Origin of the sequence: Pelagicoccus sp. SDUM812003 (genome assembly GCF_031127815.1) — a bacterium.
Classification (GTDB): Bacteria; Verrucomicrobiota; Verrucomicrobiia; order Opitutales; family Opitutaceae; genus Pelagicoccus.
In genome coordinates this window covers 1-25,138 of the sequence record NZ_JARXHY010000017.1, presented here as the reverse complement: position 1 = coordinate 25,138, position 25,138 = coordinate 1, and the positions used below count along the sequence as shown (strand labels likewise).

The window sequence follows — 25,138 nt, the reverse complement described above, 5'->3', positions numbered from 1 at the left end:
AGGCGAAACTAGAGCGACTCTAGCTTCCGGTAGCTGGGGCGCTTGAGCCGGCGCTCCTTGGGGGTGAACGGCTTTTCGAATGCGTCCTTGAAGCTGTAGGTGGAAGCGAAGTCCTCTCGCGAATCCTGCTCGTTCTTGCTGAACACGCCGTATTCGATGAGGTTGAAGACCATTTCGCCAAAGTCCTCGCAGCGCTCGATGCCCCAGGAAGTCAGGATGAAATAGGTCATCGGCCCATACTGGTCCAAGGCGTACTCGCGAATGCCTTCCAGCAGCTCCTGTCCGGACACGTGACGCTTCGCCACCTTGGTCACCACCTTGCCCTGACGCTTCCTTTCCTTGTCGATGGTATAGTTGAGGGCCTTCTGCAGAAAAAGGTAGGCGCTCTTTTGATAGCGTGGATCCTCCTTCACTATCAGGCTCACTACCTCGTTAAAATCGTGCTCTTTCATACCAGTGGCTGCAGACCCGCGCGTCAGGCGCGAATTCGTCACCGCAGAGCCCACAAATCCCCGCCTCCCCTGTCAATCTCGCAAAAAGAAAGTTGAGCCCGCAAGTCCGGCAATCATTTTGAGTAACCCTTCGCTCCAACTCGCGTATCACCTGCTGAACTTATCGCTACTCGACCCGTCTCCCCGGGTCTGCCTCCTTTCCTGAATCCTGATGAAAAAAAACGTCACTATCGCCGCTACAATCGTGATTTTGCTCACGGCCTGGATGGTCGTGGGCTCCAGCCTGCAAGGCGAAAGCGCCTCCCAATCAGCCTCCTCGGGAGCGCAGTCCAAACCCTTGCCAACGGTCCGGGTGAGGGACTCAGTAGCCGAGCCTTACGCGGCGGAAATCGTGCTGCGGGGAAAGACGGCTCCCTCCAAGGCCAGCATCCTGCGAGCGGAGATCGGAGCTCAGATCATGGAAATCTCCGCCAAGCGCGGCACCGCGGTGAAGGCCGGCACCCCGCTAGTCAGGCTCGACGCCCAGAATCTTCCCGAACAGCTTGAAGCGGCCGAAAAGCTGGTCTCCCAGCGGGCCCTGGAGCACGAAGCCGCCCAGAAGCTGCAATCCAGCGGCTACCAGTCAGAGACGCGCCTGGCCGAATCCGCCGCCTTGCTGGCCCAGGCAAAAAACCAGCTCGCCTCCACACGAATCGCCTTGGAAAACACCATCATCCGCGCCCCCTACGACGGCGTCTTCAACGAACGACTCGTGCAGGTGGGGGAGTTCGTCGGCGTGGGAGACCCGGTGGCAAGCTTCCTGGCCCTCGACCCCATGATCGTGACGGCGGAGGCGACCGAACTCGAAATCCAGAAGATCGACGAGGACTCACCGGCGGTGGCTCGTTTCAACGGACACCAAATCGAAGGCAGGATCCGCTACCTGTCCATGGCGGCGGACTCCGCGGTGCGCACCTACACCGTGGAGCTGGAGTTTGCCAATCCCGACTACAAGCACCAGGCCGGTCTCACCGCCGACATCGTGGCCACCACCGCCACCCAGATGGCCCACAAGGTCACCCCGGCGATCCTCTTCTTGAGCGCCGATACCGATGGCGAGCTCGGCTTGAAGACGGTGGACGGGGATCAACGCGTGCATTTCTACAAGACCGAGATCATCGGCAGCGCCTCGGATGGAGTCTGGGTGAACGGTCTGCCGGAGGCGGTCAAACTGATCACCGTCGGTCAAGGTTTCGTGCTGCCAGGCGCCAAAGTGAAGGCCGTAGAGGAATCGACCATCAACTAGCCGACTTCCCTCCAAGTCCGCCCGTCAAAACCTTCCATTCGAGAAGACGCACCCGATGATCGAACTCATTCTCAGCCGCAAGCGCACCGTAAACCTGGCCCTCATCTTCATTCTGGCAGCCGGCCTTTTCGCCTACATCCAGATCCCGAAGGAGTCCGACCCGGATATCACCATCCCCACCATCTACGTCTCCATGTACATGGAGGGCGTTTCGCCGGAGGACGCTGAGCGGCTGCTGGTCCGCCCCATGGAACAGGAGCTGGCCAACGTGGAGGGAGTCAAGGAAATGACCGCCACCGCTTCGCAAAACTCCGCTTCGGTCACCCTGGAGTTCGAAGCGGGCTTCGACCCCGACGCGGCCTTGGCCGACGTGCGGGAAAAAGTGGACCTCGCCGGGGCGGAGCTGCCTCAGGCCGCGGAGGAACCGACCGTGCACGAGGTGAACCTCTCCCAGTTTCCCGTCATCGTCATCACCTTGTCGGGCGACGTGCCGGAACGGGCCCTCACCAAGATCGCGAAGGACCTGGGCGACGAGCTGGAGGGAATAAGCCAGGTGCTGGAGGCCCGCGTCATCGGCGACCGCGAGGAAGTGGTGGAGGTCATCATCGATCCGACGGTTCTGCGGTCCTACAACCTCTCGCAGGGCGAAATCATCGGCTTCGTTTCCCGCAACAACAAGATCGTGGCCGCGGGAAACATGGACAAGGGCAACGGCCGCTTCGCGGTCAAGGTGCCTGGTCTCTTCAAGACCGCTCAGGAGGTCATGGACATTCCCGTGAAGCGCGACGGCGACAAGGTCATCCGCCTCGCAGACGTGGCTACCGTTCGCCGCACCTTCAAGGACCGTTCCGCCTACGCTCGGCTCAACGGCGAATACGCCATCGGCATCGAAGTCTCCAAACGCGCCGGCGAGAACGTGCTCGATACCATCGCAGGCGTGAAGGCCAAGGTGGAGGAACTGCGCCCGATATGGCCGGAGAACCTCTCCGTCACCTACTCGCAGGACAAGTCCACCAACATCCGCGACATGCTGCTGGACCTGCAGAACAACGTGCTTTCCGCCATCATCCTGGTGATGATCGTGGTGATCATCGCCCTAGGCGTGCGCAGCTCCCTGCTGGTCGGCATCGCCATCCCGGGCTCCTTTCTCGCAGGAGTGCTTTTCCTCTTCGCCATCGGACTCACCGTGAACATCGTGGTGCTTTTCTCCCTCATCATGGCAGTGGGCATGCTAGTGGACGGAGCCATCGTGGTGACGGAGTTCGCCGACCGCAAAATGGCCGAGGGGCTGGATCGCTCCAAAGCCTACGCCGAAGCGTCCAAACGCATGGCCTTGCCCATCATCGCGTCGACCTTGACCACCCTGGCCGCCTTCGCTCCCCTGCTCTTCTGGCCGGGCATCGTAGGAGAGTTCATGAAGTACCTGCCGATCACCTTGATCGCCACCTTGAGCGCCTCCTTGGCCATGGCCCTGATTTTCGTTCCCACCTTGGGAGCGAGCTTCGGCAAGCCCAACGATCTGGGGAAGGACAGCCTCGAAGCGCTCGACGGCTCCAAGCACGTGGACCTCACAACCATCGAAGGCTTCACCGGCTCCTACGCTCGCTTGCTCGATCGCCTGATTCGCCATCCGTTTCTGCAGCTGGTTTCCCTGGTGGCCATTTTCATCGTCGTGCAGGTCGCCTATAGCGTTTGGGGACATGGCATCGAATTCTTTCCTGACGTGGAACCCGAGTTCGCCAGCATGAACATCCGAGCTCGAGGAAACCTCTCGGTCGACGAGGCCGACGCTCTCGTGCGTCAGGTGGAAAGCCGTATCCAAGACGTGGAGGGGCTGAAATACCTCTACACCCGAGCCGACCCCAACCTTCGAGCTCAGAACGTGCCGGAGGACACCGTGGGCGTGATCCAGTTCGAGTTCACCCATTGGGAATCGCGCCCGAAGGCCAGCGAGATTTTCGACATCATTCGCGAGCGCACGGCTGATCTCGCCGGCATCCACATCGAATTCGCCAAGCCGGACGCCGGCCCACCGGTAGGCAAACCGGTGCAGCTCCAGCTCAGCTCGGCCTACCCGGAAGAGCTGAAGGCGGCCACCCAGGTGGTGGTCGAAAAATTCGAGAGCATCGACGGCTTGATAGACATCACCGACACCCGCGGCGTGGAAGGCTTCGAGTGGGAGGTTCAGGTAGACCGCACCGAGGCCGCCCGCTACGGCGCGGATATCACTGTCATTGGAAACGAGATACAGATGCTCACCAATGGAGTGGAGATCGGCGAGTATCGTCCCCTCGACGCGGATGACGAAGTGGAGATCCGAGCTCGCTATCCGTTCAACGAACGAAACCTCGACGAGCTCAACGGACTGAAGATCGTGACCGAGGCCGGGCTAGCTCCCGTATCCAACTTCATCACACAAACCCCAGCTCCCCGCGTGCAGAAGATCGACCGCGTGGAGCAGCGCCGCGTGTACACCGTGGCGGCGGAAGTGGAGGAAGGCGTTCAACCGGCGGAGGTCTTCGAGGAGCTGCGCGAGTGGTTGCCCAACTCGGGACTCAACTTCAACCATATCAAGGTGGCCTACCGTGGCGAGGACGAGGAGCAGAAGGAAGCGGAAGCCTTCCTTGGCAAGGCCTTCGTCATCGCGGTCTTCGCCATCGCCATCATCCTCATCACCCAGTTCAACAGCGTCTACCAAGCAGGACTGATCCTCACCGCGGTGGTCTTTTCCACCTTCGGGGTCTTCATCGGACTGCTGGTGATGAACCAGCCCTTCGGCATCGTGATGAACGGCATCGGCGTCATTTCGCTAGCGGGCATCGTGGTGAACAACAACATCGTGCTCATCGATACCTTCAATCACCACCGAAAGAACATCGCGGACCCCTATCAAGCCGCCTTGCTCACAGCCGCCCAGCGCTTGCGGCCAGTGCTGCTCACCACCGTGACCACCATTCTCGGACTCATTCCCATGGTCTTCGGCATCAATCTAGACTTTTTCACCCCGCACGTCTCCATCGGGGCGCCCTCCACTCAATGGTGGTCGCAGCTGGCGACCTCCGTCGCCTTCGGATTGGCGTTCGCCACGGTGCTGACCTTAGTGCTCACTCCGTCGCTTCTGGCTTGCGAAGACAAGATCAAGGGCTTCATAAAGCGCAAAGGTTAGGCCGCGACACGCGCCCTATACCATCCTGCCAGAAAACGAAGCTCAGAAAATGTCTAAAAACACCGCCCGTATCGGCGTCATCAACGTCAGCGACCGCGCTTCCCAAGGCGTATACGAGGACACTCCCGGAAAATCCTGCGTCGAATTGCTAAAGGAGTGGCTCGCCACGCCTTTCGAAGTATCCTACGCCATCGTCCCCGACGACCAAGCCAAGATCAAAGCGAAGCTCAAGCAGTTCGCCGACGAGGATGGCTGTAGTCTCATCGTCACTACAGGCGGCACGGGGCCTGATCCCCGCGATGTCACCCCGGAAGCGACTGAAGCGGTGTGCGATCGCATGCTGCCGGGCTTCGGGGAATTGATGCGGGCCGCGTCCTTGAAGTACGTGCCGACCGCCATCCTTTCACGCCAGACCGCCGGCACCCGGGAATCGTGCCTCATTGTGAATCTGCCCGGCAAACCCAAAGCCATCCGCGAGAACCTGGAAGCGGTTTTCCCCGCCATTCCCTACTGCATCGACCTCATCGGAGGAGCGCGCCTCGAGACCAATGAAGCGGTAATGCAAGCCTTCCGACCCAAGGGAGGGTAAACCGCTCCGCGGGCGCTATCGCCTGGAAATCACTCGTCGCTTTCCCAAGCTTCGAAGTTGAGCCTCAGCTCCTCAAGATTCTTGGCCACCTTATCGGGCTCCTCGCGCAAAGCGGCCGACTCCACCGCCTTCGAATCCAAGTAAAGCTGATCGATCCCCAGCGCCATGGCCGTATTGGCGAGATAATGGGCCACTTCTCGCACCAACTCCCAATCGTCCGCCTGAGCAGCGTCCACCATCTCCTGATGCTTTGAGTACACTTCGGCGATGGCCGCCTTCACGGCTTCCTCCGGGTAGGAGTCGATTCCCGCGAACACGCTCGACGGAGCCGCCCCCGCCGCCTTCTCCTCCTCTTGTTCCTTCGGCTTGGCGAGCGCCGAAGAGTCCGGGTCGTCCTGCGAAGCCGGGCCGATGAACAACGGCACATGCTCCTGAGAGCGCGGCGGTTCCTCCGTCAAGGACGTATCCACGATCTCTGACACATCGACTTCCTTCTCCCAGAACCAAGGGATGGCCCGAAAGCGCTCCGCGAGCTGCCCCGCGTAAAACGGCTTGCCCAGAAAATCGTTCACCCCCGCGTCGCGAGCTCGCCGCACTTCCTCTTCCTGCAAGGATGCCGACACCGCTACGATCCAAGGACGCTCCTGGTTTCCGCTACGCTCACGGATGGCCGAGGCAGCCTGCGGGCCGTCAACTCCCGGCATGCGTAGGTCCATAATCACTACGTCGTAGCCGTGCCCTTTCTCAGCCGCTTCTCGCCCGCCATCGAACTCCTCCGCTTCGTAGCCGAGCGAATCCAGATACTGCAGCATCAACCGGCGCACCATATGGTTGTCGTCGACCACCAGCAGCTTCAACGGGAAGCGCTTGCCGAGCTCGGTATCGTCTTCGCCCACCGAGCTCTCGCGCTCGCGGGCCGCTTCCCGAGCAGCGTATTCATCTTCCAACACCTTGAATTCGAAGGAAACCGTAAAGGTCGAGCCAACCCCGAACTCGCTCTCCACCGCGATCGATCCGCCCATGAGCTCGATGATGCGACTCACGATAGCCAGGCCCAGTCCGGCCCCTTCGCGAGGGAAGCGCGTGCTGTGCTCCAATTGGATGAACGGCTCGAAGAGGCGGCCTAGATCCTCCTTCTTGATACCGACTCCTGTATCCAGAATCTCGAAACGTACCGCCGAAAACCCGTCGCGCGACTCACGCTCCCGATCCACGAATGCCCGCAGCCACACGTCTCCTTCCTCCGTGTACTTGACCGAATTGCCAAAGAGGTTGAGCAACACCTGGCGCAGGCGCACGCCATCCGCCAAGACGGACGTCGGGACATCGCTCTCGATCTCGAGGTGCGCCTGCAAGCCGCGCCGTCTGGCCATGGGCTGGATGGTGCGATAGGTCTCTTCGATCAGGCGGTGAAGCTGCACCGCTCCATTCTGAAGCTCGAAGCTCGCCTTGCGCAGGTTGCTGAAATCCAAAATGTCCTGCACGATGCGCAGCAGAATCTTTCCTTCCGACTGGATGGTGTCCAAGCAGCTCAACTGCTTTTCGTCGAGACGCGTGCCGCGCAGCAGATCGCTGTACCCGAGCACGCTTTGCAACGGGGTTCTGATCTCGTGGCTGATCACCGCCAGAAATTCGCTCTTGGCCCGGTCCGCCGCCTCCGCCCTCTCCTTGGCCAGCACCAGATCCGCCTCGCTCTCGTGATCGATCTGATAGTAGAGAAAGAAGATGACCAGCGCGAGAATCAGCCCGGCGATGATGATGCTTTGCAAGCGCGTCAACGAGACGTTCTGAAACCAGGTCTCGCCAGCTAGGTCGATTCCAAGCCAGTGGTGGAAACCGGTGTCCGTTCGATCGATGAGCGGCGAGCTGACGTGAATGAACGACTCGCCTCTCAACAGGAACGGGCCTTCCAAAAAAGATGCCCCAAGGGAGCGCTTTTCCACGCCTGATGGCAAGGAATGGATGCTGCCGATGAGCGGCTCGCGGTTTTGCTCGCTCTCGAAGCTCACCGTTTTCAGGCCCTCCCCGGGGATGGCTCTCCAGAGATAGACCGAGCGCACGTCCAGACCGACCCGCTTGATCGCCATCAGTTGGCCCGCAAGGCTCCCTTCCAGGCGCTGGCTCTCCGCGGAATCCCAATCGAAATCCGAAAGGTCCACCGAGCTCATGGCGAGGGCGGCGGTCTGCGAACGCGAGAGGTAGTCCTGCCCCATGCGATCCTTGGTGCGTTGCCCGTTCCAGGAGGTGATCAGGTAGCTGGCCAAGATGATGGCGCTCAAGGCCCCGGGCAGAACCCGATAGCCCCAGAAGCGCAGCCGCTCGGCTATCTTCGGCGCCACGTCCTCGATTCGCCACTGCAGACGATAAACCCAAAGCCCGATCAGCATCAGCCAGCCGGAGGCGATGCGCAAGAAGAGCAGATCGAAGCCGTAGTAGGGAAAGTCCTCGTAGCTGACCGGCTGAGCTTCGCCCACAAACGACAGTCGATCCGGCACCAGAAACCAGGTCGGCAGCACCAGAATCAAGCCCGCGACCAGCACGTAAAGCTCCAGCCGCTTCTCCTTCCGAGCAGTCAGCACGAATTGCCGAGCCGCCCAAACCACCGCCACCACAGAGACCAGGAACGAAACGACCAAAGTGTAGAGCAGGTCTCCGATTTCGATGGAAAGCCCCAGAAACAAGCCTCCTATGGCCGCGTAGGGCACCGTCTGCTTCCCTCCCTTTAGCCGGGCGGAACGCATGGCCATCTCCACCAAAAGACCGTACCCCAGCATCTCGAAGCCGATCTCCAGATTGAAGTCGCGAAAGAAGGGATCCGAGAAGGACAAGGTGCGCAGAAAATCTGACAGGGCTTGCGAAAAGGCGTAGAAGCCGATCCAAAGCCAAGGCAGCTGCCGGCCTTCGTTTTGCGACAGCGGCTTGGTCCATGCCAGCAGCCCCATCAGCATCCATCCGAAAAAGGAAAGAAAAACCAGGTAATCCTGTTCGAAGATCCAAGTGGGGATCAGATGAGGCGTTTGTGAGAAATCGGCTGCCATGGGGGCGAATTGTGCGCGCTGCTACCCAAGAATCGGTATGCTGGCAAAACCCTGTAACTCAAAGCAAATCAACTTTTTCCCCCGCCCGCCAAAGTCCTCTTCCTCCGCCAGCTCCCTACAGAAACGCGTCCGCAGGCCGATCAAGGGGAAACCGACCGCCGGGGCTCAATCCTCTTCACAATTCCCTCCTCAGCAACCATCCTTTCGCCACCTATGCCCCAATCCAAATCCTCCTTCTGGCTGCTCGCCATCGTCGCCCTCTACTCCGTAGCCCATTTCACCTGGTACCTTGGCACTCCGCTGGGCCAGAGCCCGGTGCTGGACGGACAGGAAAATCTAATGCTCGCCCGCCAGATCGCAGCGGGGACCTTGCCGGACGAGCCCTTCTACCGAGCCATGCTCTATCCCGCCCTGCTGGCGGTTCTTCCATTCGGCCACGGGATTCTGGGGCTGCTTTGCCACCTGGCAAACACCTGGCTGAGCCTGCGACTCTCCTACCGAATCTGGCAAAGCGAAACCGGAGCCCTGCTCTCCGGAGCTCTGGTCGGCCTGAACCCGGTGCTGCTGCACTTCGCCTTCGATCCCTTGGACATCACCTTGGCCATCACCCTGTTTCTCGGCTGCCTTCTTTCCCTCCATCACGGGCTGAAGCTTCCGCAGCGCGATGGCGCCGCAGTCGGCTACACCGCGCTGTCGGGACTGCTGCTGGCCCTCGCCACCCTAGCTCGGCCTCATTTCATGGCGGTCCTGCTACCCGTCGCCTCGCTCGCCCTGGGAGCGGCCGCCCTGCAGCGTCTCGAGTGGAAGCGCTGCCTCGCTTTCGCCCTAGCGGCCTTGATTCCCCTGCTGGCCTTCGGCGGCTTTCAGAAGCTGCGCAGCGGCCAGTTTCAAATCCTCCCCTGGCAAGGAGCCTACAACCTCTGGGTCAGCAACAACGCCAAGGCCAACGGTCTCTACTTCACCCAAACCCTTTCCTTCCACTATCTCGACGAGCACCGAAACCCGGCCCGCTTGGAATCGGAAACCCTCTACCGCCAGGAAACCGGCTCCGAGGGAAGCATCGCCGATCAGTCAGCCTACTGGCGCAGCAAGACGCTCGACCGCATCGTCAGCGAACCGATCGACTGGATCAAACTCGAGCTCTTCAAGCTCTACGCGATCGTCAACAATTTCGAGCAGTACAACAACAAGACCTTCGCCTTTCACAAGGATCTGTCTCCATGGCTTCGATACAATCCGATCAGCTGGGGCGTCCTGCTCGTGCTGGCGGTTTTCAGCGTAACCACTCTTTGGCGACAGAAACGCTCGGAAGCCTGGGCGGCGATTCTGGTTTTCCTCTTCTTCTCCGCAGGACTGCTTCTCTACATGGCGAGCGCCCGTTTTCGACTGCCACTCGCTCCCTTTCTCGCAGTACTGGCCGGCGGAGCTCCCTTCGCCTGGGGAGCCTTCCGAAACTCCTCGATCGCCCTGAAACGGCGCACCCTGCTGGCCTCAGGTCTGGCCGCGCTGGCGGCCTTTTCACCCTTCGGACCCATCAACTCTCGAGCCACCTACATCCAGGACGCCATGCTGCTGGCCGACGCGGCCGCTCGCGTGGGCCAGGATGATACAGCCGTCCGATGGGCGAACTACGCACTGGACATCGATCCTCAACGAAACGACGCCAGGCGCCTGAAGGTCATTTCTCAATACAACTTGGCCGCAACGGGCGAGCTTCCCATCGACGAGGATTTCTGGAAATCGCTAGCGCTCGAGGCCGAGTCCGTGCCCATGAACGACGCTCGCCTGGACTTCATCCGCGGGATCGCATTTTGGAACATCGGGCGCAAGGCGGACGCGGTCGCCTTGTGGAACGAGCAGTTTCAGTCGAGCGGCATCGAAGCCTCCTCGTGCTTGGCCGCCCTCCTACTGGCCGACCCCGAAAGCGACCCCATCCCCATGAGCCAGTCCTTGCATCAAGCCTTGGCCACCGGGCAGCATCCGCTGCTCGCCTGCGCCATCGGCATGAAAATGGACGAGGAGAAACGACTCGGCTACCTGGCCTCGATCGGCATGAGCCCAGAGCGCTTCCAAGCCATCGCCCAAAGCCTGAGCCGGGTCATCCCTCGCTAAGGGCCATCGGTAGGGCGTGACCGCCGGGCGCGCCGCCCACCATTCCAAGCAAGCCCTCTAGCCCTCACGACGAGCCGACAGGTAGCCAAGAGCGCTTCCCATAGCGCAAAGCGCTCCCACGATCCAAGCCGACGCAGCGATCTGCTGCGGTGCGAAGATGGCAAAAAAGGTCACTACGACGATGCTTACGCCTCCGATGATAGCAGAGATTCCGACGAGGGCTTTGAGAGTATTGGTTTTTTCAGACATAACGGTATTGGGTTTAGCTTTGTACCTCTCAAGTGCCCAGATCTCAGAAGCGGGTGACAGGCTTTTTCACTTTTTCTGCAAAGCCGCTCGAAACAGGGCCTGCGTGCCGTCGCAAGCCGCCCCGCTCGCGGCCGGCTCACTACCGGGAACGCTCGCTAAGAGAAGCCCTTGTTGTAGATCACGGGCATCTGTCCCTTCCATCGCTTCCAGCTTTCGTCGCTCGAAATCAGGTCCGCCATGAAGTGGGCCACGTTGATACGGCTGGTCTTGCCGGCGTTGAAAAGGGCGCTCCGAGTGGGCGAGGGATACTGCTCGTGCTCTGTCACGCGATCGGAATCGATCAACGAGTCCGGACGAACGACCACCCATTCGACCTGCCGATCGAGCTGACCGATCTCCCGTCGAAGAAAGTCGGCCGCTTGCTCGTTGTCCGCATGGGGAGGCAGCAGGAAACGGACAAGACCGATCATGCATCTATGCCCAAACGAAAGAGGCTCTTGGAGGTCCCGATTGCTGTTTCCCGCCGTGTTCATAAGGACAAACCTGGTCGGGTCGTCCGACGCGTTCGCTTTGATGGCTTGGCAGAGGCGCCGCGTAGCGTCGACAACAAGCCTGCGGGGCTTTCCATAGATCCCCTTAAAACTCAGATTGTGCCCGAGGCAGGAAGCCACCGCGCGACACCCTTTCACGTGCTGGCGCATCTCCGCATCGCTGAGCTCGAGAAGCGTGCCTCGTATGATCGTCAGGGACTCGCTAGTCGGAAAGCCATCGGGCAAGCTCCGCTCCGGACGGACGATCGCCTTCACCGATAAACCGCGGTCTAGCAATTCTCCTACCAGCAACTTGCCGGTCTCTCCACTGGCTCCTACTACAAGTACAGTCATTCGTTTTCCAAAAACAGCTGCGTCGAACCCATACGACTTTGAGCGGGTGTCAGATTCATCTAATCAAGCGGACAAAAACAAGACGCTCTGGTGGCCGTTCGCAGGACACGGTTGGAAACGTCGTCGCCCTACTCGTGAAGAAAGCGAGACTTGCTGGTGAGTTTGGCCGAACCGCCTTCCCAAGAGAGGCTGATCTCTTGCCCCTCCATGGCAGCGAGGGCTCGCAGAATTCCTTCGCTCGTCAGCTCGGTCGCCTCCCCGTTGATCGAGGTAAGCGGCATGCCGGGGCGAAGACCGGCCGCTTGGGCCGGCGAGTCGTCCCAGACGACTGCGACGGATATACCGTCAAAGAAAGCGAGAGTGAACCCGAATGACGGTCGATCGTAGGAATCTTCTGAATACCGATCGAAGTAGGCGGTTTCGGACTGCGAGTCGAAGGTCACGACAAAGCGTTCTAGGATGCGGGCTCCGATCAGACTGGGCGACGATTCCCTTGTCGCGGAAGCCACTCGCCCGAGCTCAATCTTGCCGATCGACAACGATTTCAGCTCCACCTGGAGCTGTTCGCTATCGGGCGCTTGACCTCCCAGCGACCCCCCGGGCGATCCGTAGCCGGACTGGCGTTTTCCGATCCCGCCGGCCTCGCTGGCCCCCGCGAGATCGGCTGGCGAAAGGGCGAAGAAAGTAGGCGATCCGGTGTCGAACATCGCTTTGCTCCGAGCCTTTTTGGCGAAGCGAACATCCAATATCGGGGCATGAGGATAGCCGAATCCGTACAAGCGTGTCCTCACAGCCCTCGCCGTGCGCGGCAGATTGGTGGCGTCCGTGTCGAAGCGCAGCCTAGCGCTCTTCAGGTCAAACTGCCAGGCCCCGAGCGGGAGCAACTCCGAACCGAGCACTCCGTCACCGATGAAGGTCCGGGTGGCTTCGGAAGCCGAAAAATCCGCGACAAACATTGGCACCTTGTGAAATGCCACTCCTCCGAGGCTCACGGTGGTTTGTACGATATCGCTGGTGATAAGGGCTCCATGGGCATCCCTGCCCTGGCTGCTCCCGACGACCTCTAGCCCTAACTCTCTGACCAGCGCGGCATCGATCATAGAGGGAGATCCAGTGTCGACGACGAAGCGCCTCGGTTTCCCGCCCACTTCGACCTCGACGTAAAGCTTGGAAGCCACGACTTCCAGCGGCGCCTCGATGGAGGCCGCGCCATCGCTCAAGACAGGCCCCTCCGTCATCCACTCGGGCATCATCGTTTCCTTCGCCTTCACGGGATAGGCGAGAGCCATCAGGCTAATTAGGGTAAGTGTCAGCGTTTTCATAGAGAGGACCTTCGGGGCGATCGCTTGCTTCGGGGAGTTTGCGCCGACGTTAAGAGCGATCGATTTCCTTTTTGTTTCATCGCTCCCCTCTTTCGTCGCGCCAAATTCAACGGTGCTCGCTGCGCCATCATCGAAGTTTCACATCTCCGAACCAGCCTACCCATCGCTTAGACACCTTTGAAACAAGGCCTGTGTACCCAAATTTCCATTACCCTTCTCCGCCAGCTCGTCATACAGTCGCTTCGCCATCGCCAGTCCGGGCAACTCCAGTCCCATTTCCGACGCAGACTCGATGGCAATGCCCATGTCCTTGATGAAATGCTTCACATAAAACCCGGGTTCGAAATCCCCCTGCAAGGCCCGCGGCACTAGGTTGCTCATAGACCAGCTGCCCGCTGCGCCCGCGGAGATGCTTTTCAAGACGGTTTCCGGATCCAAGCCAGCCGACTTGGCGTAGGCCAGAGACTCCGCGATCGCCACCATTCCGCCCGCGATGGCGATCTGGTTGCACATCTTAGTATGCTGCCCGGCTCCGGCGGCTCCTTGGTAAACGATGTTTTTGCCCATGATCTCTAAAATCGGAAGGGCCCGATCGAAATGTTCGCGCTCGCCGCCCACCATGATAGACAAACGCGCCTCGCGAGCCCCCGAGTCGCCTCCCGACACCGGCGCATCCAGAATCCCGATACCGTTCGCCGCTCCCGCTTCAGCGATGCGCTTGGCTAGCAGCGGACTGGAAGTCGTCATATCGATCGCCAAAGCGCCTTTGCGCAGCGATTTTAAGATCCCGCTCTCTCCCAGGTAAACCGTTTCCACATCTTGCGGGTAGCCGACCATCGAAATCGCCACATCCGCCTCGGACGCCGCCTCCGCAGGCGAGTCACGCCAAACAGCGCCTTTCGCCAGCAGCGGCTCTGCCTTGGATCGAGTGCGACTGTATAGAAAAAGAGGATATCCGGCTGAAAGCAGGTGTTCGGCCATGCTTCGTCCCATCACTCCAGCTCCGATGAACGCGATCGATTCTCGTCTCATGCCGCAAAGCCTATTCCCAAGGCCAAGCCCTTCGAGCGAAATCCCACCTCAAAAATCCCCATCGCCACCGCCACCTCAGCCGGAATCAAGCAGCGACGCGCGACACGCCGCCTGCTCCCGCGGTTGGGCAACTCGTTTTTGCAACGTTGCAAAAACGAGTTGCCCAGTTCCCTCCCCTCACGGCCCCGGCCCGGTCGTGGGACGGTCCTTTCTGCTTGGGTATGCGCAAAAAAGCCGACCCTCGCAGAAGGATCGGCTTTCGAAAAGTCCGTTTGGAACCGTGTCTTAGACGGTGCCGAAGATGGTCTTGCCTTCGGAAAGAAGGTCGGAAGCGGCGACCTGCAGGCGCTTGGCCATGCTGGCTTCAGCCTTCTTGAGGTAGGCGCGTGGGTCGTAAGTCTTCTTGTTGCCGACTTCGCCGTCGATCTTAAGCACGCCTTCGATGTTTTCGCAGATGTGAGTCACCACCGGACGAGTGAACGCGTACTGGGTGTCGGTATCGATGTTCATCTTGACCACGCCATAGTCGAGCGTTTCGCGGATTTCGCTCAGCTCGGAACCGGAACCGCCGTGGAAAACGAGGTCCATTTCAGCTTCCGCGCCGTACTTGTCGGTGACCGCCTTCTGGCCGTCGCGCAAGATGGTTGGCTTGAGCTTGACCGCGCCTGGCTTGTACGCGCCGTGCACGTTGCCGAAAGTGGCTGCGAAGAGGAAACGTCCGATCGGCTGCAACGCTTCGTAGACGTCGACCATGTCGCCCGGGGTGGTGTAGAGCTTGTCGATGGGCAGGCCAGAGGTGTCGTGACCGTCTTCTTCACCGCCAACGCAGCCTGCCTCCACTTCGAGAATGATGTCGAGCTCGGCGCACTCCTTGAGGAGCTCCTTGGAAATCTTGAGGTTCTCCTCTAGCGGTACCACGGAACCGTCGAACATGTGCGACTGGAAAAGCGGTCCCTTGCCTTCTGCAACGCGCTTGCGGGAGGCCTCGAGCAGCGGCTTGAGGAAGCTGTCCACCTTCTCTGGGTGGCAGTGGTCGGTGTGAAGAGCAACGAGCACGTCGTACTTCTCAGCGAGGATGTGCGTGGCTTCCGCGAGGACGATCGCTCCGAACGCCGCATCCGATACGTTTAGCCCGGAAGCGAACTGACCGCCTCCAGTAGATACCTGAATGATACCATCGGACTTGGAATCAGCGAAAGCCTTCAGGGCTGCGTTGATCGTGGTGATCGAAGTAACATTCACTGCTGGGTAAGCGTAGCCTCCCTTTTGGGCGGCATCCAACATCGCTGCGTACTGCTTAGGTGTTGCGACTGGCATGTCTATTTTTGATTAGATGTTCTAATTTTTCTTCTACGTTCAAGTAGATTTCCTGATCACTCTACGAAGTAGAGGCAGTGCTTCAACCAAAATCGTAATGGAGTGTCGAGAGATTCGTGGAAACGAAGCTCAGTTTTTAGCGCATTCCTGAGGGATCTCAACGGCCTGGGGCATTGAGCGATGGAAAATGGGCTCGAACCCTAGGCCAGCCAGCCTTCTAATAGCCCTCCGAATGTCCGTCAGTCCCTCGATCTCCTCCACTGATTTCATCAAGCTCGCCCAGAAACTGACCGGCGAGCTCCATTGGGACGAAGCCATGAGGGTGATCTATGCCACCGACGCTTCGGTGTACCGCAAGCTGCCCCTTGCGGTCTGCCTGCCGGAAACGGTGCAGGACATCCAAAATCTGGTGGCGTTCGCCCGCGAGCGATCCTGCCCTTTGATTCCTCGCGCCGCAGGCACTTCGCTCGCTGGACAGGTCGTGGGCGAAGGCATGGTCGTCGACATCTCGAAACGCTGGAATCGCATTCTGGAGCTCAACGTCAACGAGCGCTGGGCGCGGGTGCAGCCTGGCGTGGTGCGCGACGAGCTGAATCAGTTTCTCAAACCGCACGGATTGATGTTCGCTCCGGAAACCTCCACCTCCACTCGCTGCATGATCGGTGGCATGGCGGGAAACAACTCCTGCGGCACCCATTCGCTGGTCTACGGCTCCACTCGCGACCACGTGCTGGAGATCGAAGCGGTGCTCAGCGATGGCAGCCTCGCTCGCTTTGGGCCCCTGAACGCGGAACAACTGGAAGAGAAACGCGCCCTCGCCAACCTGGAGGGTCAGGTGTATCGGAAAATCCACCACATGGTGAGCGATGCCGACAATCGATCGGCCTTTTTAGACAACTTTCCCCATCCGCGCATCCATCGGCGAAATACCGGCTACGCCTTGGACCTTGTCGCTCCATGCGCAACCCTTGAGCGCCCATTCTCTCTGGTGCCGCTGCTTTGCGGTTCCGAAGGCACCCTCGCCCATTTCACGGAATTGAAACTCAAGCTGGTACCGACGCCGCCCGCGGAGCAAGCGGTAGTGGCGGCGCACCTAGACTCCATCCCTCAAGCCGCTCGTGCCACCCTCGTCGCTAGAAGATTTCAGCCGAGAGCCATCGAGCTGATCGATCGGGTCATCATCGAATGCGCCCGCACCAATCCCGAGCAAACCGCCAACAGCGCCTTTATCCAGGGAACGCCAGGCGCCCTGCTCGTGGTAGAGTTCGCAGAAGCGACGCGCGAGCAGGTCGATCTTCGTATTCAAAATCTGCTAGCGGCGCTGAGGTCAGCTGGACTCGGCAGCCATGCTCCCATCATCCGAAACAAGGAAATCGACGCCGTCTGGTCCCTGCGCAACGCGGGCCTAGGCGTGCTCACCAATGTCCCCAGTGACCGCAAGCCCATTGCAGGGATCGAGGACACCGCAGTTCTCCCGGAGGATCTGCCGGAGTACGTGGACGCCTTTCTCGAGATCATGAGCAAGCGCGGGGTGGACAGCGTGGCGTATGCGCACATCGGGGACGGCGAAATCCACTTCCGCCCGATGCTCGACTTGAAACTCGGAACAGACCGCAAGCTCTATCGGGAGATCGCGGAGGACGTGGCCGACCTGGTGAAGCGATTTCAAGGTTCGCTGAGCGGAGAACATGGAGACGGGAGAGCTCGCGCCGAGTTCATACGGAAAATGATTGGCGAGCGCTGCTACCAGCTCTGCCGGGACGTCAAAGCCGCTTTCGACCCGAATGGCATCTTCAATCCGGGCAAGATAGTGGACGCTCCACCGATCGATACGGAACTGCGCTACGAAGCTGACCAGCGTACTCGGGATTTCGATACGATTTTCGACTTTTCCGCAACGCAAGGGATCCTTCGCATGGCGGAAAAGTGCAACGGAACCGCGGCCTGCCGCAAGACCGAGCGCATCGGAGGCGTCATGTGCCCCAGCTACATGGCGACGCGCAACGAAAAGGATACCACCCGATCGCGAGCCAACGCCTTGCGCGAATACCTGACTCGTTCGCAACGCGCGAATCCTTTCGACCACGAGGAAATCATGGAGGTCATGAAACTTTGCCTCTCCTGCAAAGGATGCAAAAGCGAGTGTCCGTCCAATGTCGACGTGGCTCGTTTGAAGGCGGAAGCGACCTATCAATACCATCGGCTCAACGGCATTCCTTTCGCAGATCGGGCGATCGGGAACGTGGCCAGCCTGTATTCAGCTGCGTCCTACACGCCTCGTCTAGCGAACGCTATGATGCGGGTGCCCTTCCTGCTCGAGTGCGGAAAACGAGCCCTTGGCATCGCCAGAAAGCGATCGATCCCCACGTTCTCGCCTCTCTCTCTACGCCGATGGATCAAACGGAATTTGCCTTCCATCAATCCGCCCGTCGGATCAGCGGTACGACGCGTCGCCCTTTTCATCGACGAATACACCAACGCCACCGATGCCCACATCGGCATCGCCGCCATCGAGCTGCTCACCTCGCTCGGCTATCGCGTGGAATGCCCGGACCATGCGGAGAGCGGGAGAGCCTTCCTGTCCAAAGGCATGCTCGAGCGCGCCCGCAAGGTGGCGGACAAAAACGTGGAGTCGCTGTATCCATTTATCAATAATGACCTGCCGCTGATCGGCATCGAACCATCCGCGATCCTGGGTTTCCGGGACGAGTATCCCGATCTGGTTTCCAGCGAGCTGCGGACGAAGGCCCGCGAGCTAGCGAACCACGCCGTGCTGATCGACGAGTTTCTTTCCGACGAAATTTTAGCCGAGAGGATTAGACCGGAGTCATTCACCGAAGAGAAGCGCCAGATCGTCTTCCACGGCCATTGTCACCAGAAAGCGCTCTCCTCGCAGGAGAGCAGCAAGCGACTGCTCGAGCTCCCCCGCAACTACTCCGCCCGCATCCTTCCCACTGGCTGCTGCGGCATGGCGGGATCCTTCGGATACGATCGAGACACCTATTCCGTCTCCCAGCAGATCGCGGAGCTGGCCCTTTTCCCCGAGCTTCGCCAAACCACCGCCACCACGATCGTGTCCGCCAACGGGACCAGCTGCCGGCACCAGATTTCCGACGGACTGAAGCGCGCCGCGCGCCATCCAGTGGAGGTCCTGCGCGACGCCTTGCGTTGAATCTCGGCAGCGAAAAACCAGTTTTCTTGCCAATCCTATCCGCATCGCCAAACTGACCTGAACATCCTCACCAACCCCGCACCTGACGCCATGACAACTTGCCGACTCATCTACCGCAGCATCGCAAACGAAGACGCCTTGGACAACGAGGGACTAGCCTCGCTGCTCGACACCTGCGTAGACAACAACAACCGCGACGGCATCACAGGCATGCTGGTCCTTTCTGGAGATCAGTTTTTGCAAGTCCTCGAGGGTCCCAGCGACAAGGTGAACCAACTCTACGGGAAGATCGTAGCCGACGATCGGCATCACGACGTGACGCTCGTGAGCTACGAGCAGATCGCCAATCGCTATTTCGAGGACTGGTCGATGCGGCTTGTCGACCTGTTCGATCTACCGATGCAGCAGCGCACTTTCCTCATGCAGAAGTACAGCTTCACCGATGACGTCATCCAAATCCCCGAGCAGCTCAACCAGGTGTATTCTCTGCTCATGGACGCAAAAGCATTCTGCGTGGTCGAGCCTTGGAAAAAAAGCGAGGCCTAGCCAAGGACCGCGCTTTCGGCTTTCTGGCTTAGCGATAGCAAAACGTGTATTCAGAATTCCAATCCGGACGAGCCTCAACTCTGAGAACAAGCCGGAAGGACTGAGAAAGCATTTCCGGTATTTTAAACCTCAGCACCGGCCCCATGCGGTTTTCATCCGCCTCGAGCGAGTCGAAATACCAGCCAAGCACGAAAGTCTCTTCGTCGTCCAACTGCAAATACGCCTCGATACGATCCCCCTTTATCGAGTGCAGGGCGTCGTTCAGCATCCAAAGCTCCGCTTCGAACATCTCGCCTTGGCTCCAGGAGAACTTCTTCACTCGAGCCGAAGCAAGCGTCGGGCGACAGCTCTGCTTCACGGCGCGATAGGATGGTTTCGGATCGCATGGCCAGGCGATGATGCTATTGTTGGCCACCGCGGGCCATGGTTCGTTGAAGCACCAATTGATCGCCATCGAGCAATACGGCTTTTGGCGGCGGGCCTCCTCAAAAAGAGCCTTATACCCTTCCGACTGAAGCAGCTGCGCCCATTCCACCAACTCCTCGATCGATTCGGATCGTCCGAAGTAGTATTCGATTGTGGATACGCAAAGCCAGCTTTCCGGATCTCCTTCCCAAGCTCCGAAGCCATGACGCAGCTTCCAGACTCCCGACTCGCGCGGCGGAAAAAGTTCCGACTCCTCCATCAGGCTGCTGAGTCGATCCACGGACGCAGGCCCGGGGACGCCGAACTCCACATAAGCGCTCCTGCGAGCGCGGCGAAAGAGTTCGAAACACTCCACACCGTCCACGTCGCGAAACAAGTAACCGCCATGCCCCACGCCCATGATCGGCGTAGTGGGCAGAAACGGAGTGTCCGGATCATGGGTGAAGCAATTTCGATTGAGCATGCGAATCGCCTTGGACTGATCGGTCATCCCTGACCATTTGTTAAACAATTCATTGCCTCCGCACCAGATCACCACCGAAGGGTGCGGCTTGAGCTGCTTGATGATCGATAGCGACTCCTGATCCAGCGTATCCAAATACTCAGGACTCTCTACGTAATCGTTGCAGGCCAGCGGAAAGTCCTGCCAGACCATGATGCCCATCTGATCGCAAAGATCGTAGAACGAAGGCTTGTTCACCGCCGAGCCGCCCCAGCACCGCAGCAGATTCAAGTGGGCCCCCACCGCTTTCTCGATCAGAGGACGATAAGCATCTTCGCCTGATACGCCTGGAAAGACATCCGGAGCGACCCAGTTCGACCCCTTCACGAAAATTCGACGGCCATTTAGTTCCAGCGTCATCGGCGGGGCGTTTCGCGTGAGCGGCATGCTTTGCGGTTCGTCCCACGCCCCTTCGTTCATAACTAGGCGACTTCGACGAAATCCGATATTCTGCTTTCGTTCGTCAATCAGGCGCCCCGCCTCGTCATGCAGAGAAACGTGGAGCAGATACAGCGGCTGATCTCCGTATTCACGGGGCCACCACAGGTCCGGATCATGCACTTCGCAAGTCCCATCCACGATCGCATCGCTGCCAAGCGAAATCGATTGACCGTCCACCACCTCGCCGGACGGATGCAGCAAGTTCCACTCCAGCAGCCCGGAGCACGCCTGATTAAGCTCTACACACAAATCCAGCAAGACGCGCGACAGGTCTTCGTCGATAGTGTAGTTGAAGGAGAGCTCGCGGATGTGCCGGTCGCTTCGAATCTCCAGATACGTTTCGCGCCAGATGCCCGAAGGGACGAGCCGTGGATGAAAATCCCACCCGTAGCTCACTGCGGGCTTCACCGACGCTCGAGCTTCGGACCTCCCTTTCCCATCACCGAAAACCGGTATTGGAAAAACGATTACCTGAAGCAGGCTTCCGTCGTCCGCGTCTTCGGTTAGATCGATTTCCACCGGTGTGAACATGCCCTCCTGGCCATAAACGGTCTTCCCGTCGACCCGAACCAGGAAGCGATAGTCGATGCCTCGCGAAACGAAAAACAGCCTCTTGTTTTCTCCTAGATCCTCGAAAGACAGCTCTGCTTCGTAGATCCAATACATGTCCTCCATCCATCGGTAGCGCTCGATGCTGCTGTCCTGCCAATAGTGAGGCCAACCTTCGGCGCGGGCCCAGTCCAGCTGGACCGCGCCTGGAACCGACGCAGGCACAAAACGCTCGGGTCTTACGCTCGGATCCGAGCTGTATCCGACTTTCCAATCCAAATTGTAGCGACTCATAGTTTTAGACGCGACGCGCGACATCCTAGTTATTAGACGTCGATTTCGTTCTCGCAACTATTTGGTGGAAAAGGTACAGGATCAGCAGACGTTCAGAACAATCAGCATTCATGCAAGACAGCGACAGCAGCGATCCCAAGTTCCAGGCCATCGCCCGGGCTTCCATCCTCTCCGGCATCGAAAACAAGCACACCCAATACGTCTCCATGGCGGACCGGCGGGCCCAAGGGCTGCTTACCATTTCAGCCGTGCTTTCTCCCATCGCCATTTCGCGAATCGGTTCACCGACCTATTTCCCCGCGGTGGTCGTCTTCCTCCTCGGCGCCGTCGTCACCATCATCAGCGCCTCGCTTTGCCTGAACCCCAAGCGATACCGTCGCATCAAGGAGGACGATCGGTTCCTCTTCCACTTCTCGTACATCAGCCGACAGGAGCGTGACAGCTATCTACGCGACATGGCGGACGCCATCAGCGACACCAGCCTGCTGGCGCGCGAGGTGGCGAAAGACCTCTACCACCTCAGCCACGACGTGCTGATCCCAAAGTTTCGCTGGCTCCGTATCGCATATGGCTCCTTCGTGGTCAGTCTTTGCCTGGCGTTGCTCGTTCTTATTGCAAGCGTGGTGAGCGCCAGGCCGTAGCGGCTCCTTGGCCCGCTCCGGCAATCTTCGTTCGCAAGTCGTATCCACAAAAGCGGACACTAGCCGACACTGCCAAGCAAGCCCTTCACCCACAGTCCAGCATGCCCTCCACAAAACCCAAACTCATCGCCTGGATCGCTCAGATCCTTGCCGCGGCCATCATGGGCCAGACCTTATTCTTCAAATTTAGCGGGCACCCGGATTCCATCGCCATTTTTAGCGAGCTCGGCGTCGAACCTTGGGGGCGCTACACGACGGGTATTATCGAAGTCCTGGCTTGCCTGCTGCTTCTAGCGCCGCGAACGGCGATCTGGGGAGCTATACTCGGAGCCGGGGTGATGGCAGGCGCCATCCTCGGGCACCTCGCCCAGTTGGGATTCGAGGGAGAGCGCGGTCAGCTCGCTTCTCTAGCGGTCATCGTGCTGCTGAGCTGCCTCGCAATCGTCTACTTGCGGCGAGCTGAACTGCCTTTTTCGAAAAAAGGCGTCGCCTAGCGGCCCAGCCGAGCAGGGCGTAGACCGAAACCGACTTCGCCAAGGCCACGCGAAGCGGACACCGGTCTCATTCCAACTGGTCCAAACTGTGTAAAATAACGCCGTGCCGCTTGCGGCGGCTGCCCGCAATCGCTTACGTTCACTCTGGAACCAACCTGTCATGAGCAATCAGGAGTTTTTCGCCTTATCCCTCGCCTCTGTCGTCAGCCTGTTCGGCGGCGGTTGGTTCCTGCTCAACTCGAAGCGTTTTCCACAACCCGTCCAAGCCAGCATCGCAGGCATCATGGGGCTCGCCTGCGCCGGCTTCTTCCTGAGTTTGATCGGCTTGAACAGCGCCCCCGAGGACGCGGAGCAAAGCCTGAGCTTCGCGACCTCCAGCATTACGTTCAGCCTGCTCGTCTTCGGCCTGACTCCCTGGCTGAGCTATCGCGGAGAATCCCTCAGGCAACGTCCCCTCGCTTTTATTTCCGCAGCGTCGGCTTGCGGATTCATCGCCTGGAGCCTATTGCAGGACAAGAGCTTGCTGCTCTCCCAACTTCCCCTCCCTCAAGAGAATCTACCGATCGGGGAGGCGGGCTTTCCCCTTACCGGAGCGGCCGTCGGCATCGCAGCGTCGGCTCTCATCGCTTTCGCCTGGCTTGGCCACAACGCTCTGCTGGCAGGTTTAGCGGGGCTGAAACGCTGCTCCGCCGTCCATGGACTTGCCGCCGCCGTGCTCCTGATCTGCTCCATCGCCCAGATCATTTCCCTGCAGGACGGGCGTTTGGATTTCCTCTGGCTCAGTCTCGCCGTCGCCCTGCTCGCCGTGTTTTCGTTCTCAGTGGCTCTGCTCAAGCTGGTGGATCCGCCTTCAGCCGACGCAGTCAGGCCCCAGGGCAAGGAAGAGACCCACTACACCTTTTCGTCCAGAGGGGACGATCGCGATGTGGCCGCCCTAGTGCTCTGGTTCGACGACGAAGAAGCGGATTTTCTCGCCAAACTCCTCTCCAGCAAAGGATACCAAGTTCTTAGGGAGGACGATCGCCAGGTTTGCCCCACGGTGGAAGGATCGCAAGACATCGAGTCGATAGACATCTTAATCTTCGATTGGGACGCCTCGCGAACGCCTAAGCAGGAATTGGTGGAAACCTGGGCGAAACGATCTCCGAAACCGCTCATCATCGCCGCAACCCGCTCGGCGAAAGACCCTCACCTGCGACGGAAGCTGCGCAGAGGCTGGGTGGACTTGCTCCTGCAAAAACCGCCGCGAGCGACGGAACTTTTCGATTTGCTAAGCACTCTCAAAGCCTTGGAGGAGAGGAAGCTCCCCGACAAATTTCAAAGCAAGTCTTGATTCAAGCCAGCAAGCTTTCGAACATGTACGCTCGAAGGTTAACAAAAGTATAAAAACTTTTGAATGCTTTAGGATTAAACGCGTCTAAATTCACCGATGCCAGACAACCAAGGCAAATACAGCTTAGATGAGCTCTTAAGAGCAAAGCGCCAAGAGCGCCCCTCGCCTGAATTCTGGGCGAGCTTCGACCGCGAGCTAAAAAGCAAGCAACGCTTGCTGATCCAGAAGCAGCTCGTGCACGAAACCCGCCGCAAAGGACCATCCGCAGCCTATCTCTTTCGGTTTGGAGCGTTCGCTGCGACTTGCGGCGCCGCGGCATTCGCGGTTTATCTCAATTTGGACACCGCGCAGAAGGACGTGGAAAGCGAGCAGCAGCTGGTGGCTAAGACAGCCACTCCCACCTTCACCGTCGCCACCGCTCGAGAATCGGTGAAAAAGGCGCCCATCGGCTTGCAGGAGTTTTCGACCTTGGCCCAATCCGCCGCGCCCAAGGTGGTGGTAGCCCCTGTTTCCACTGTCGCTCAAAGCAAGTCGACCCCTCAGCAGGTCGCGACCGCCATCGAAACCATAGCCCAGCTTGAGGAAACGATTCGCGGAAACCGGGTCAGCAGCGAGCCCAGCGCATTCGACCTCGCGAGCGTGCAATCCTTTTTCGACAACGAATACACCTTGCAAGACGACTCGAGCAATCAGGACATTTGGAGTTTCGAACAGGCCTACCTGCTCGGCAAATACGCCGATCCGCTAAGCGGAACGCTAGGCACCCAATCCAATTCCTTTCCCCGCATCAACGGGACAGTGGACCACGTGAGCTTTTCGCAGCTCGATGAAGCGATCAGCACTCAAGCCTCACGCAGAGACAGAAGTCTCGAAGCGCTGACTGTTCGCTTCTAGCGTTTCGAAGTCACTTAGAGTTTCAAAACCGCCGCATCCGATGGATCGGCGGTTTTTCGTTTTTAACTTCCGCTCAGCGATGACCAGCCCTCCCAGGGAAGATTCTCCCCAAGTCCTGCAACGCCAGCTTCTACGACTTTCTCGTAAGCCTCAGATCATAGACCGCGCCAAATCAATCCTCTTCAAAGGAAACTCTCTCCTGCCTCAAGAGTAACCGAGACACGCCGCACTGTTCCTGCTCTCTTTTGGAATCGATACAGAAGCAGCTGCCCCGGATTAGGGTGATTCGCTGCGATTACCTGCGTTCGCCAAAGGACTTCGCCTTTGGCAGCCCGGCAGGGATTGATTCGCTGCGCTCAGGACTCCGTCCCGATGCGTTTCACGCATCGCCGCTTCGCTC

Annotated in this window: 18 protein-coding genes; 10 read left to right on the top strand and 8 right to left on the bottom strand. The window is 59.2% G+C overall.

What is annotated here, in order from left to right; translation table 11 throughout:
- Window positions 1-8 precede the first annotated feature (8 nt).
- Window positions 9-452: a Minf_1886 family protein gene (locus QEH54_RS19070; RefSeq protein ID WP_309020304.1), complete on the bottom strand. Its 444-nt coding sequence runs from the start codon at window positions 450-452 to the stop codon at window positions 9-11.
- Window positions 453-663: 211 nt separating this feature from the next.
- Between QEH54_RS19070 and QEH54_RS19065 the strand changes: the two genes are divergently transcribed.
- The 3 genes from QEH54_RS19065 to mog are packed head-to-tail and all read left to right on the top strand — an operon-like array spanning window position 664 to window position 5,492.
- Complete coding sequence (locus QEH54_RS19065) at window positions 664-1,737, top strand: efflux RND transporter periplasmic adaptor subunit (RefSeq protein ID WP_309020303.1); 1,074 nt, start codon at window positions 664-666, stop codon at window positions 1,735-1,737.
- A 55-nt stretch (window positions 1,738-1,792) separates the two neighbouring features.
- Window positions 1,793-4,903, top strand: coding sequence for an efflux RND transporter permease subunit (locus QEH54_RS19060; RefSeq protein ID WP_309020302.1), 3,111 nt, complete (start codon window positions 1,793-1,795; stop codon window positions 4,901-4,903).
- 49 nt (window positions 4,904-4,952) lie between these two features.
- Window positions 4,953-5,492: a molybdopterin adenylyltransferase gene (mog, locus tag QEH54_RS19055; RefSeq protein WP_309020301.1), complete on the top strand. Its 540-nt coding sequence runs from the start codon at window positions 4,953-4,955 to the stop codon at window positions 5,490-5,492.
- Window positions 5,493-5,521: 29 nt separating this feature from the next.
- Here mog and QEH54_RS19050 read toward each other — a convergent pair whose 3' ends face one another.
- Window positions 5,522-8,530 (bottom strand): ATP-binding protein, encoded by a 3,009-nt coding sequence (locus QEH54_RS19050; RefSeq protein WP_309020300.1) that lies wholly within the window; start codon window positions 8,528-8,530, stop codon window positions 5,522-5,524.
- 213 nt (window positions 8,531-8,743) lie between these two features.
- Between QEH54_RS19050 and QEH54_RS19045 the strand changes: the two genes are divergently transcribed.
- Window positions 8,744-10,642: a hypothetical protein gene (locus tag QEH54_RS19045; protein ID WP_309020299.1), complete on the top strand. Its 1,899-nt coding sequence runs from the start codon at window positions 8,744-8,746 to the stop codon at window positions 10,640-10,642.
- Window positions 10,643-10,699: 57 nt separating this feature from the next.
- Here the strand turns inward: QEH54_RS19045 and QEH54_RS19040 are convergent, their stop codons facing one another.
- The 5 genes from QEH54_RS19040 to fbaA all read right to left on the bottom strand — a co-directional run bounded on the left by QEH54_RS19040 (window position 10,700) and on the right by fbaA (window position 15,446).
- Window positions 10,700-10,891 (bottom strand): hypothetical protein, encoded by a 192-nt coding sequence (locus tag QEH54_RS19040; protein ID WP_309020298.1) that lies wholly within the window; start codon window positions 10,889-10,891, stop codon window positions 10,700-10,702.
- A gap of 155 nt (window positions 10,892-11,046) precedes the next feature.
- The gene (locus QEH54_RS19035; RefSeq protein ID WP_309020297.1) at window positions 11,047-11,775 is read right to left on the bottom strand and encodes an SDR family oxidoreductase; all 729 of its coding nucleotides are present in this window, start codon (window positions 11,773-11,775) and stop codon (window positions 11,047-11,049) included.
- A gap of 128 nt (window positions 11,776-11,903) precedes the next feature.
- Window positions 11,904-13,097, bottom strand: coding sequence for an aspartyl protease family protein (locus QEH54_RS19030; RefSeq protein WP_309020296.1), 1,194 nt, complete (start codon window positions 13,095-13,097; stop codon window positions 11,904-11,906).
- A gap of 156 nt (window positions 13,098-13,253) precedes the next feature.
- Complete coding sequence (locus tag QEH54_RS19025) at window positions 13,254-14,129, bottom strand: NAD(P)-dependent oxidoreductase (RefSeq protein ID WP_309020295.1); 876 nt, start codon at window positions 14,127-14,129, stop codon at window positions 13,254-13,256.
- Between the two features lie 285 nt (window positions 14,130-14,414).
- Window positions 14,415-15,446, bottom strand: coding sequence for a class II fructose-bisphosphate aldolase (gene fbaA, locus QEH54_RS19020; protein WP_309020294.1), 1,032 nt, complete (start codon window positions 15,444-15,446; stop codon window positions 14,415-14,417).
- Between the two features lie 232 nt (window positions 15,447-15,678).
- On the opposite strand from fbaA, the gene QEH54_RS19015 reads away from it, so the two are divergent.
- Entirely contained in the window at window positions 15,679-18,618 is a 2,940-nt protein-coding gene (locus QEH54_RS19015) for an FAD-linked oxidase C-terminal domain-containing protein (RefSeq protein WP_309020293.1), read from the top strand.
- A 90-nt stretch (window positions 18,619-18,708) separates the two neighbouring features.
- Window positions 18,709-19,164: a BLUF domain-containing protein gene (locus tag QEH54_RS19010; protein ID WP_309020292.1), complete on the top strand. Its 456-nt coding sequence runs from the start codon at window positions 18,709-18,711 to the stop codon at window positions 19,162-19,164.
- Window positions 19,165-19,192: 28 nt separating this feature from the next.
- Here the strand turns inward: QEH54_RS19010 and QEH54_RS19005 are convergent, their stop codons facing one another.
- A complete protein-coding gene (locus QEH54_RS19005; RefSeq protein ID WP_309020291.1) occupies window positions 19,193-21,376 on the bottom strand; it encodes a hypothetical protein in 2,184 nt (727 codons plus the stop codon).
- A 110-nt stretch (window positions 21,377-21,486) separates the two neighbouring features.
- Between QEH54_RS19005 and QEH54_RS19000 the strand changes: the two genes are divergently transcribed.
- The 4 genes from QEH54_RS19000 (at window position 21,487) to QEH54_RS18985 (ending at window position 24,738) form a co-directional block, all read left to right on the top strand.
- Complete coding sequence (locus QEH54_RS19000; RefSeq protein ID WP_309020290.1) at window positions 21,487-22,017, top strand: Pycsar system effector family protein; 531 nt, start codon at window positions 21,487-21,489, stop codon at window positions 22,015-22,017.
- A 101-nt stretch (window positions 22,018-22,118) separates the two neighbouring features.
- Entirely contained in the window at window positions 22,119-22,511 is a 393-nt protein-coding gene (locus QEH54_RS18995; RefSeq protein WP_309020289.1) for a DoxX family protein, read from the top strand.
- Window positions 22,512-22,671: 160 nt separating this feature from the next.
- A complete protein-coding gene (locus QEH54_RS18990) occupies window positions 22,672-23,844 on the top strand; it encodes a hypothetical protein (protein WP_309020288.1) in 1,173 nt (390 codons plus the stop codon).
- Between the two features lie 96 nt (window positions 23,845-23,940).
- Window positions 23,941-24,738 (top strand): hypothetical protein, encoded by a 798-nt coding sequence (locus QEH54_RS18985; RefSeq protein ID WP_309020287.1) that lies wholly within the window; start codon window positions 23,941-23,943, stop codon window positions 24,736-24,738.
- Window positions 24,739-25,138 lie beyond the last annotated feature (400 nt).